This is a genomic window from Nocardioides sp. NPDC057772, from assembly GCF_042798075.1.
GTDB lineage: Bacteria > Actinomycetota > Actinomycetes > Propionibacteriales > Nocardioidaceae > Nocardioides.
The window spans coordinates 17577-27633 of record NZ_JBHVKN010000051.1; the positions used below are offsets into that span (position 1 = coordinate 17577).

At 68.5% G+C, this 10057-nt stretch carries 10 protein-coding genes and 1 pseudogene; 10 read left to right on the top strand and 1 reads right to left on the bottom strand.

Annotated features, from left to right (window positions below; all coding sequences use genetic code 11):
• Positions 1-49: 49 nt before the first annotated feature.
• Together hemB and ACFVJS_RS11485 are read left to right on the top strand one after the other, a co-directional pair.
• On the top strand, positions 50-1033 hold the full coding sequence (gene hemB, locus ACFVJS_RS11480) for a porphobilinogen synthase (RefSeq protein WP_378879680.1): 984 nt from the start codon (positions 50-52) through the stop codon (positions 1031-1033).
• Positions 1034-1099: 66 nt separating this feature from the next.
• The gene (locus ACFVJS_RS11485) at positions 1100-1819 is read left to right on the top strand and encodes a TetR/AcrR family transcriptional regulator (protein ID WP_378879683.1); all 720 of its coding nucleotides are present in this window, start codon (positions 1100-1102) and stop codon (positions 1817-1819) included.
• 183 nt (positions 1820-2002) lie between these two features.
• Here the strand turns inward: ACFVJS_RS11485 and ACFVJS_RS11490 are convergent, their stop codons facing one another.
• Entirely contained in the window at positions 2003-3283 is a 1281-nt protein-coding gene (locus ACFVJS_RS11490; RefSeq protein WP_378879685.1) for a lytic transglycosylase domain-containing protein, read from the bottom strand.
• 262 nt (positions 3284-3545) lie between these two features.
• On the opposite strand from ACFVJS_RS11490, the gene hemL reads away from it, so the two are divergent.
• The 8 genes and pseudogenes from hemL to ACFVJS_RS11530 form a co-directional block, all read left to right on the top strand.
• Entirely contained in the window at positions 3546-4886 is a 1341-nt protein-coding gene (gene hemL / locus ACFVJS_RS11495; protein WP_378879688.1) for a glutamate-1-semialdehyde 2,1-aminomutase, read from the top strand.
• 11 nt (positions 4887-4897) lie between these two features.
• Entirely contained in the window at positions 4898-5560 is a 663-nt protein-coding gene (locus tag ACFVJS_RS11500; protein WP_378879691.1) for a histidine phosphatase family protein, read from the top strand.
• 34 nt (positions 5561-5594) lie between these two features.
• Positions 5595-6146, top strand: a complete 552-nt coding sequence (locus ACFVJS_RS11505; protein ID WP_378879694.1) for a TlpA family protein disulfide reductase — start codon at positions 5595-5597, stop codon at positions 6144-6146.
• A complete protein-coding gene (locus ACFVJS_RS11510; protein ID WP_378879697.1) occupies positions 6143-6901 on the top strand; it encodes a cytochrome c biogenesis CcdA family protein in 759 nt (252 codons plus the stop codon). Before ACFVJS_RS11505 ends, ACFVJS_RS11510 begins: the two co-directional genes overlap by 4 nt.
• Complete coding sequence (locus ACFVJS_RS11515; RefSeq protein WP_378879700.1) at positions 6898-8487, top strand: cytochrome c biogenesis protein ResB; 1590 nt, start codon at positions 6898-6900, stop codon at positions 8485-8487. The genes ACFVJS_RS11510 and ACFVJS_RS11515 overlap by 4 nt, the downstream gene beginning before the upstream one ends.
• On the top strand, positions 8480-9475 hold the full coding sequence (gene ccsB / locus ACFVJS_RS11520) for a c-type cytochrome biogenesis protein CcsB (protein WP_378879703.1): 996 nt from the start codon (positions 8480-8482) through the stop codon (positions 9473-9475). Before ACFVJS_RS11515 ends, ccsB begins: the two co-directional genes overlap by 8 nt.
• Positions 9476-9483: 8 nt before the next feature.
• Positions 9484-9792: a DUF4229 domain-containing protein gene (locus tag ACFVJS_RS11525; protein WP_378879706.1), complete on the top strand. Its 309-nt coding sequence runs from the start codon at positions 9484-9486 to the stop codon at positions 9790-9792.
• Between the two features lie 17 nt (positions 9793-9809).
• Positions 9810-10057: pseudogene (locus ACFVJS_RS11530) on the top strand (hypothetical protein); the annotation flags it as partial.

Genomic DNA, 10057 nt, shown 5'->3' on the forward strand with positions numbered 1-10057 from the left:
CGCGGCTGTTGCACTACCGTGGAACGTACCCTTTTGCGATGGAGTGCAGATGAGCATCGAGAAGCCCGTGATCCGTCCCCGCCGGCTGCGCCGCACGCCGATCATGCGCCGGATGGTCGCGGAGACGGCCGTACGTCCCGCCAACCTGGTCCTGCCCGCGTTCGTGCGCGAAGGGATCAGCGAGCCCGTCCCGGTCTCGACCATGCCGGGCGTGGTCCAGCACAGTCGTGAGTCGCTGCGCAAGGCGGCGGCCGAGGCGGCAGCGGCCGGCATCGGCGGGATCATGCTGTTCGGCGTGCCGGAGACGAAGGACGCGGTCGGCTCGGGCGCACTGGATCCCGAGGGCATCCTCAACCTGGCCATCGCCGACGTCGTTTCCGAGGTCGGCGACGCGCTCACCGTGATGAGCGACCTGTGCCTGGACGAGTTCACCGACCACGGTCACTGCGGCGTACTGGCCGAAGACGGCTCCGTCGACAACGACGCCACTCTCGAGATCTACGCCCAGATGGCGATCGCGCACGCCGAGGCCGGCGTCGACATGGTCGGCCCGTCCGGGATGATGGACGGCCAGGTCGCGGTGATCCGCGACGCCCTCGACGGCGCCGGCCACACCGACGTCTCGATCCTCGCTTACTCCGCGAAGTACGCCTCCGCCTTCTACGGCCCCTTCCGCGAGGCCGTCGACTCCGCGCTCAAGGGCGACCGCCGCACCTACCAGCAGGATCCGGCCAATGCGCTGGAGGGTGTCCGCGAGGCGCTCCTTGACGTGGCCGAGGGCGCCGATATCGTGATGGTCAAGCCCGGGCTCCCGTATCTCGACGTCCTGCAGCGAGTGCGTGAGTCTGTCGATGTTCCGGTGGCTGCCTACAACATCTCAGGGGAGTTCGCGATGTTGGAAGCCGCCGCCGCGAACGGCTGGATCGACCGCGAACCGGCGATCCTGGAGACACTCACCGCCTTCAAGAGGGCGGGCGCGGACGTCATTCTGACCTACTGGGCCACCGAAGCGGCCGGCTGGCTGCGAGGCTGACGTACTCGCCTCACCAGCCGCCCAGCTCTGTGACGTGGAACATATCCGGAGAGTAGACTCGAGACCGTGACCAATCGAGAGTTGGGCAGCCCGAAGCGCACCGGTCGGCCACGCAACAGTGGACGTGATTCGGCGAATCCGCGGGAAGAGATCCTCAAAGAGGCATCCAGGCTTTTCACCGCTCAGGGGGTCGCGGCGACGACGATCAGTCAGATCGCCGAGTGCGTCGGACTGCGCCAGTCGTCGATGTACTACTACTACAAGTCCAAGGAGGAGATCCTCTCCGCCTTGATGGAGAAGAACCGTGAGTCCCTGACGCTCGCGGAGAAGCTTCTCGAAGAGGACGGGCCGGTGGCTCCGCGGCTCTACGCCTTCCTCTACACCGACGTCCGCCAGCTGTGCACCGCCCCGCTCGACTTCTACGAGCTCGAGGTCGCCGCGCTGGCCCAGCCGCAGGTCTTCGCAGGCTTCGAGGAGGACGGTGAGAAGCTGCGCGCCGCGGCCGCCCAGCTCCTCGAGCTGGGTGTCGAAAGCGGGGAGCTGCGACAGACAGATCCCGCCGCCACCGCGCTGATGCTGCTCTCGCTCAACGAGGGCGCCCAGCACCGGCTGTGGCACGGCCGTCGCGACGAGGAAAAGGCCTCGGCGAGCTCTGAGGCCCTGGCCCAGTCGGTCGCCGACTACCACCTCAGCTCCCTGCTTGCCGATGCGTCGTCGCTGGCCGCCGTCCGCGAGGCCGGCCGCGACTTCGTCACCGAGTACGAGGACGACGAGCCCGCCGCCTGAGGCCGACGTGGCTGCGGCTCCGTGCTGCTGTCGGTCGGTGCGGAGCTGTAACACGTCGTTCGTAGGACTACCCGCCCTGCGAGAACGACCGGATAGTGCCACGAACGACGTGTTACACGCGGCCCCGGCGCGACAGACATGCGAGAGGCCCCGCCGTGCCGGCGGGGCCTCTCGTTCGTAGGGTCAGTTACCGGTGAGTGCGCCGAAGAGGCTGCCGAGGATGCCCTTGAGGATCAGCGTGAGCACGTTGCCGACAGTTGCGTTGACCTGCTCGAGTGTCTTGCCGGCCATGGCGTTCACGCACTGGGTCAACGCCTGGCCTGACTGGCTGGCGTTCAGGAGCGGGTACTTCGCCAGCTCACGCTGGCAGGCGGAAAGAATCTGGGAAGGGGTGGCGACGACCGTCTCGACCGTCTCCTGCAGCGGCTCGGTCACCGCCCCCGTGGACCCGCCGGTGCTGCCACCACCACCGCCGCCGGTGCCGCCGCCGGTGCCACCACCGGTGCTGCCGCCGGGGGTCTCTCCGGACGGCGCCTCGCTGGACGGACCGGACGGAGCCTGGGAGGCACCGCCGCGCGGGCCGGCCTTCGGGCCGCCCGCCCGGAACTCACGGTCCTTCTGCTTCGACGGCTTCGGAGCGTCCATCCGCGGGATCGCGTAGTCGACCGGGACCGTGCTGTTCGGGATCGAGGTGAACTCGCCGGAGCGATAGGCCTCGGCGATGCCGAGCACGGTCGTGACGTACGACTGGCTGTGGTTGTAGCGGTAGACCGCTGCCCGCGCGCCCTGGTCGGTGGAGAGGTCGTCGTCGCCGGAGCAGAGGTAGACCGCGGAGGCGAGGGCGGCGTCGTTGATGTCCTGGGGGTTGCGCTTGCCGTCACCGTCGGCGTCGACGCCGACCATCGCCCAGGTGGACGGGATGAACTGCATCGGGCCGATCGCGCGGTCGTAGGTGGTGTCGCCGTCGTACTGACCGCCGTCGGTGTCGTTGATCTGGGAGACGTTGCCCTTGCCGTTGAGGGGAACCCCGAAGATGCCGGGCGTGGAGACGCCCTCGGCGGTGAGGCGGTTGTCGTTGGCGCGCCCGTGGTTGGACTCCACCCGGCCGATCGCGGCGATCAGCGGCCAGTCGATCTTGCAGGCCGCGTCGGCGGCGTTGATGACCGTGGCCGCACGCTGATAGGCGGCGAGGGCAGCGGACGGGATGCCGGCGGCGCTGGCCGTGCCAGGCAGCGACCGGTCGCCCTGGTTCGTCGAGGCCGACACGCTGGCCGGGGCCTGGATCGCCTCGGACGGAACCGAGGTGCCGTCGGGCAGGCTGAAGGCGTCGTCGTAACTGGTCCCTGATGCGGTGGCACTCGACTGCGTCAGACCGGTGACGTTGACCGTCCAGGCCGCGCTCAGCAGCGCGAGCGGAACGAGCGCGGTCGCCTTCTGAAGGCGGTTGTAGCGCGTAGCGGACATCGAATCTCCCTCTCAATCCCCAGGGCCGAAGGTCCCAGGTCTTGCTCCCCAAATCGCAACGATCTCAACGAACCGTCTCACGTCAAAGTTACGCACGTCACGTTTTACTGGCACATTGCGTTCCAGTAACCGAGACGCCGATGAGACGCAGGTTACGGCCGTTCGTGACGCGGAACATCGAAATTCGTACGCATCGGTAACCCGATTCCATGGCGACGTGCCGATGAGATGTGGTCTGGAATGGGATTGTGGGGTGGCGTTGATGAAGAATGAGCCGGTGCCTCACGACATCTCACCCCTGTCCGCAGCGGCATCCGAAGCGCTCTTCGCCCGGGCGAAGGCCGTGACGCCGGGTGGCGTGAACTCACCTGTGCGCGCCTTCAACGCGGTCGGCGGCACGCCGCGTTTCATCCGCGAGGCGAAGGGGGCGTGGCTGACCGACGTCGACGGGAACGAGTACGTCGACCTGATCTGCTCCTGGGGCCCGATGCTGCTGGGTCATGCCCATCCCGAGGTCCAGGCGGCGGTCCTGGAGGCGGTCACGCGCGGCACCTCCTACGGCACCCCGACGACGCCGGAGGTCGAGCTCGCCGAGGCGATCGTCGAGCGGGCGCCGGTCGAGAAGGTGCGGTTCGTCAGCAGCGGCACCGAGGCGACCATGAGCGCGATCCGCCTGGCACGCGGCTTCACCGGCCGCGACGTGATCCTCAAGTTCGCGGGCAACTACCACGGCCACGTGGACTCGCTCCTCGCGAGCGCGGGCTCCGGCCTGGTCACCCACGCCATCCCCGGCACGCCGGGTGTCCCCGAGAGCAGCACCGAGCTCACCGTCGTACTGCCCTACAACGACCGCGCCGCGGTGACCGCGGCCTTCGAGACCTACCAGGGGCGGGTGGCCTGCCTGATCACTGAGGCCTCGCCCGGCAACATGGGCGTCGTGCCGCCGGAGCCCGGCTTCAACGAGTTCCTCGCGACCACCTGCACGGACAACGGCGCCCTGTTCATCTCCGACGAGGTGATGACCGGGTTCCGGGCCAGCAAGCAGGGTCAGTGGGGGATCGACGGCAAGCAGGAGGGCTGGACGCCTGACCTGGTCACCTTCGGCAAGGTCATGGGCGGCGGCTTTCCGGCCGCGGCCTTCGGTGGCCGCGCCGACGTGATGGCCTCGCTCAGCCCCGACGGGCCGGTCTACCAGGCCGGCACCCTCTCCGGGAACCCGGTCGCCACCACCGCCGGTCTGACGACGCTCAGGCTGGCGACCGATGAGGTCTACGACCACATCGGCAAGGCCGCGGAGGTGGTGAAGGAGGCAGTCGTGGAGAGCTTCACCAAGGTCGGTCTCCCGCACGTCATCCAGTCCACCGGCACGATGTTCTCGGTCTTCTTCACCGACAAGCCGGTGCGTAACTTCGACGAGGCCAAGACCACCGACGAGGTGGCGTACAAGGCCTTCTTCCATGCGATGCTCGACCAGGGTGTCTATCTGCCGCCGAGCGCCTACGAGGCCTGGTTCCTGTCCTCTGCCCATGACGAGCGGGCGCTCTCTCGGATCACGGAGGCGCTTCCATACGCCGCCGAGGCTGCTGCAAAGGGGCTGTTGTGAAAGGTGAAGGCATGAGTATCGAGACCACGGTCCACCTGCTGCGTCACGGCGAGGTGCACAACCCGGAGGGCATCCTCTACGGACGGCGTCCCGGGTTCAACCTCTCCGAGCTCGGGCTGCAGATGGCCGAGCGGGTGGCCGACCGGATCGGCGGGCAGGACATCACCCACGTCATCTCGAGCCCGCTCGAGCGCGCCCGGCAGACCGCGGGACCGCTGGCCAAGGCGCTCGGTGTCGACATCTCGCTCGACGAGCGGGTGCTCGAGTCGGAGAACCTCTTCGTCGGCAAGAGCTTCAAGGACGGCATGGGTCCGCTGAAGGACCCCAAGGTCTGGCCGAAGCTGCTCAACCCGTTCAAGCCGTCGTGGGGCGAGCCCTACCTGGAGATCGTGTCGCGGATGATGTCCGCGATCCACGACGCCCGTGACCTGGCGCGCGGCCATGAGGCGGTCATCGTCTCCCACCAGCTGCCGATCTGGACCACCCGGCTGCACATCGAGGGTCGCAGCTTCCTGCACGACCCGCGCCGCCGCCAGTGTGCGCTGTGCTCGCTCACCTCGCTGCACTTCGTCGACGACGAGTTCGTCGCGCTCTCCTACGGTGAGCCGGCCGGCGACATGCTGCCCGCGAAGGACAAGTACGCGCCGTTCTCGGCCGGCGACGCGGAAGATTAAGAGTCTCTCAGTTTTGTTAGGCAGGCTCAGGGGCATGCGTTGGCTGCTCGCTCTCCCACTGGTGGTGATGCTCGCTGCCTGCGGGCAGAACGGCACGAACGAAGCCGGCTACATCTCCGGTGACGGCCGCACCCAGGAGATCCCCGTCGCTGATCGCGGCGAGCCGGTCGAGCTGACCGGCGAGACCCTCGACGGCAAGCCGTTCGACCTCGCCGACACCCGCGGCAAGGTCACCGTGCTCAACGTGTGGTGGACCGGCTGCGCGCCGTGCCGCAAGGAGATGCCGATGCTCCAGGCGGCCTATGAGGAGCTCGGTGACGAGGTCGCCTTCGTGGGGCTCAACACCCGCGACGCCTCGGCCGCCCAGGGGCTGGCGTTCGAGCGCCACTACGGCGTCGAGTACCCCTCGGTCTACTCACCCGACGGTGCCGCCGTCCTCGCGCTGAAGGGGTCGCTGGCGCCTCGCGCCATCCCGGCCACCGCGATCCTCGACACCGAGGGGCGCGTGGCCGCGCTGATCCGCGGCGAGATCCCCTCGGCACGTACGCTCGACGAGCTCATCACTTCGGCGGGGAAGTCGTCGTGACGGATTGGTTCGCGAGCACCGCCGGGAGCGGGTCGCTGCTGCTGGCAGTCCCGATCGCGCTGCTGGCCGGGTTCCTCTCGTTCATCTCGCCGTGCACGCTGCCGATGCTCCCCGGCTACCTCTCCTACGCCACCGGCCTGTCCGGCGCCGACCTCGCCTCCGGTGACGTACGCCGCGGCCGCATGCTCGCCGGATCCCTGCTGTTCGTCGCCGGGTTCTCCGTGGTCTTCGTCCTGATGGGCATCACCGTCGGCGGGATCGCCTACAAGCTGCTCGAGTTCCAGCAGACCGGCACCAAGGTCCTCGGCGTGCTCTCGATCGTCATGGGGATCGCGTTCATGGGCTTCATCCCGCTGCTGCAGCGCGACCTGAAGTTCCACAAGGTGCCGGCGGTCGGCCTGGCCGCCGCGCCGCTGCTCGGCTTCCTGTTCGGGCTGGCCTGGACCCCGTGCACCGGCCCGACGCTCGGTGTCATCGCCGGACTTGCCTGGGACCAGGGCACCGCCGCCCGCGGCGGCCTGCTGCTCGCGGTCTACGCACTGGGCCTCGGCATCCCGTTCGTCCTCGTCGCGGTGATGTGGCGCAAGGCCACCGTCGCACTGACCTGGTTCCGCCGCCACACCCGGGCGATCACGATCATCGGCGGCGTGCTGATGATCCTGATCGGCGTCGCGATGCTCACCGGCTGGTGGGACAACGGCGTCCAGTGGCTGCAGGTCCAGCTCGTCCAGCGTTGGGAGGGCATCGCGCTGTGAGCACCACCTCTGCTCCCGACCAGGAGAAGAACGAAGACGTACGCCGCCCAGGGGAGCTGAACGCCCGCGAGCTGGCGCGCTGGGGCTGGCGTCAGCTGACCTCGATGCGCACCGCGCTGATCCTGCTCCTGATGCTCGCGCTCGCGGCGGTGCCGGGGTCGCTGATCCCGCAGGACGGGGTCGACTCGCTGAAGGCCGACCAGTGGCGCGAGGCACACACGACGCTGACCCCGATCTACGAGAAGCTCGGCCTCTTCAACGTCTACTCGACGCCCTGGTTCGCGGCGATCTACCTGCTGCTGATGGTCTCGCTGGTCGGCTGCATCATCCCGCGCTGCCTGGTCTACGCGAAGGCCATGCGCGCTCAGCCGCCGGCGACGCCGGCCAAGCTGACCCGGCTGCCCGACTCCGCGACGTACGTCACCGACGAGGAGCCGGAGGAGGTGCTCGCCGCGGCCCGCAAGACCCTGCGTGGCTATCGGCTGCGGAAGGAGGGCGACGGCGAGTCGGTGAGCGCCGAGAAGGGCTACCTGCGCGAGGCCGGCAACCTGGTCTTCCACATGTCGCTGATCATCGTGCTGGTGGCGTTCGCGTTCGGCAGCCTGTTCGGCTACAAAGGCGGTGTGATCGTGCTGGTGGGGGAGGAGTACGGCTTCGCCAACGAGCTCTCGCAGTACGACGATTTCAAGCCCGGCTCGCTCTTCGCCCCCGAGGACCTCGACGACTTCAGCTTCAAGATCGACGACTTCTCCGCCGAGTGGCTGAGCACCGGGGCCGGAGCGGGGACGGCGCGCGGGTTCGAGTCGAACATCCGCTACACGGAGGGTGGGAGCGAGGAGAAGACCTACGACCTCAAGGTCAACCACCCGCTGACCATCGGCGGCACCGACGTCTTCCTGCTCGCCCACGGCTACGCGCCGGTGATCACGGTGCGTGACGGCGAGGGCAACGTGGCCTACTCCGGCCCGACGATCTTCCTCCCGCAGAGCCAGAACCTGCTCTCCTTCGGTGTCGTGAAGGCGCCGTACGCCTCGCCCGAGGAGCTCGGCTTCCAGGGGCTGTTCTACCCGTTCGAGGGCACGGTCGACGGGGAGCCGGTCAACCTGATGGGCGACATCGGCGACGGCTCGCACGCGATGCTCTCGCTGCAGGGCTTCCGCGGCGACCTCAACCTCGACGCCGGACCGCAGTCGGTCTACGCGCTCGACACCTCCAAGGCCAACATGATGTCCCCGGACGAGTCCGGGAAGGCGTTCAACCTGCGGCTGGGGGAGACGGTCGAGCTGCCCGACGGGCTGGGATCGGTCTCGTTCGACGACGTCCAGCAGTGGAACCGGGTGCAGATCTCGAAGTCGCCCGGCAAGGAGTGGGCGCTCCTGGGTGTCTCGCTGGCCCTGGTGGGGCTGCTCGGCTCGCTCTTCATCCGCCCGCGACGGGTGTGGGTTCGCGCCCGCCGCGTCGACGGGGGCACACTGGTCGAGATCGCCGCCCTCGACCGCTCCGGCGGTGGAGACACCGCAGCCGTTGTCACCGGTCTCGTCGAGGCTCTACGAGGCGCGCGAACACAGGAGGATAAGGATGTCTGACCACACCTGGGGCGTTCTCAGCAACCAGGCCATCACGGCCGCCGGGGTCGTCTACTTCCTGGCGCTGCTCTGCGCGCTGGTCGAGTGGTCGGCCTGGCAGTCGCGCGCCCGCGCCGCGGTCGCGGCCAAGGAGCTCGTCGGCGCCGGCGCCCCGGCGGACGAGACCGAGGCCGAGCCGAACCCCGCCGACGCCGTACGCGAGCAGCGGGCCGCGCTCTTCGGACGCCTCAGCCTGCTGCTGACCGGTCTCGCAGTGGTCTGTCACCTGGTCGCGCTGGTCGCCCGCGGGATGGCCGCCGACCCCAACCGGGTGCCGTGGGGCAACATGTACGAGTTCACGATCTCGGGCTCGTTCGTGGTGGCCGCTGCGTACGTCGTCCTGCACCGGCGCCTGAAGCTGGCCTGGATGGCGCCGTGGGTGCTCGGGTTCACCGTCGTGGTGCTGATGCTGGCCGTCGTCGGGCTCTACGAACCGGTCGCCCCGCTGACCGAGGCGCTCAACTCCTACTGGCTCGTCATCCACGTCATCGCCGCCATCATCGCCACCGGCGGTTTCACCCTCGGCGGCATCGCGGCGGCGGCGTACCTGCTCAAGTCGCGCTTCCCCGACTCGGCCCTGCTGGCGCGCGTGCCCGAGCTGGACGCGCTCGACCGGGTCTCCTACCGGATCCACGCCTTCGCGTTCCCGGTGTGGACCTTCGGGGTGCTGATCTCCGGTCCGATCTGGGCGCACGAGGCCTGGGGTTCCTACTGGAACTGGGACCCCAAGGAGGTCTGGGCGTTCATCACCTGGGTCGTCTACGCGGGCTACCTGCACGCGCGCGCGACCGCCGGCTGGAAGGGCAAGAAGGCCGCGATCGTGGCGCTGATCGGCCTGGCCACGCTGTGGTTCAACTTCATCGGCATCAACTACTTCTCCTCGACCTCACAGCATTCGTACGCTGCGCCGGCTGCTCCGGCGGCCGAGCTCGTCGAGACCACCCGATAGGGAATCCCATGAAAGAGTTCTGGATCTACACCGGCCTGCGGCTGCTGTCGCTGGTCGCCACCTTCGGCATCGTGGCGGGCATCTGGTCGCTCGTCGCGGGCGAGGTCAACCTGTTCTTCGCGGTGATCCTGGCGTTCGTGATCAGCGGTGTGCTCTCCTTCTTCGTGCTCGACCCGCAGCGCCGGGCCTTCGCCGAGAAGGTCGAGGCCCGGGCCGCGAAGGCGGTCGAGGCCGCGCGTGCCAAGGAGGACGCCGAGATCGACACCCAGGCCGAGACCCTCTCGAACGGCGAAGGCGATAGCAACAAGGTGTCCTGACCTGGTAGATAACGGTCATGTCGATCGTTCACAAGGCCACGCTCACTCCGACGAAGAAGGAGATCTTCGGTGCCTGGCTCGCCGCCCAGGACTGGTGTCCGGGTGAGCTGAACGGCGTGATCGGCTCCTATCGGTTCGATGACCCGGCCGGGAAGGTGGGGATCGAGTGCGTGCTCCTCGAGGCCGGCGGGTCCGTCGTGCATCTCCCGGTCACCTACCGTGAGGCGCCCCTCGACGGCGCCGACGACTTCTTGATGGCGACCAC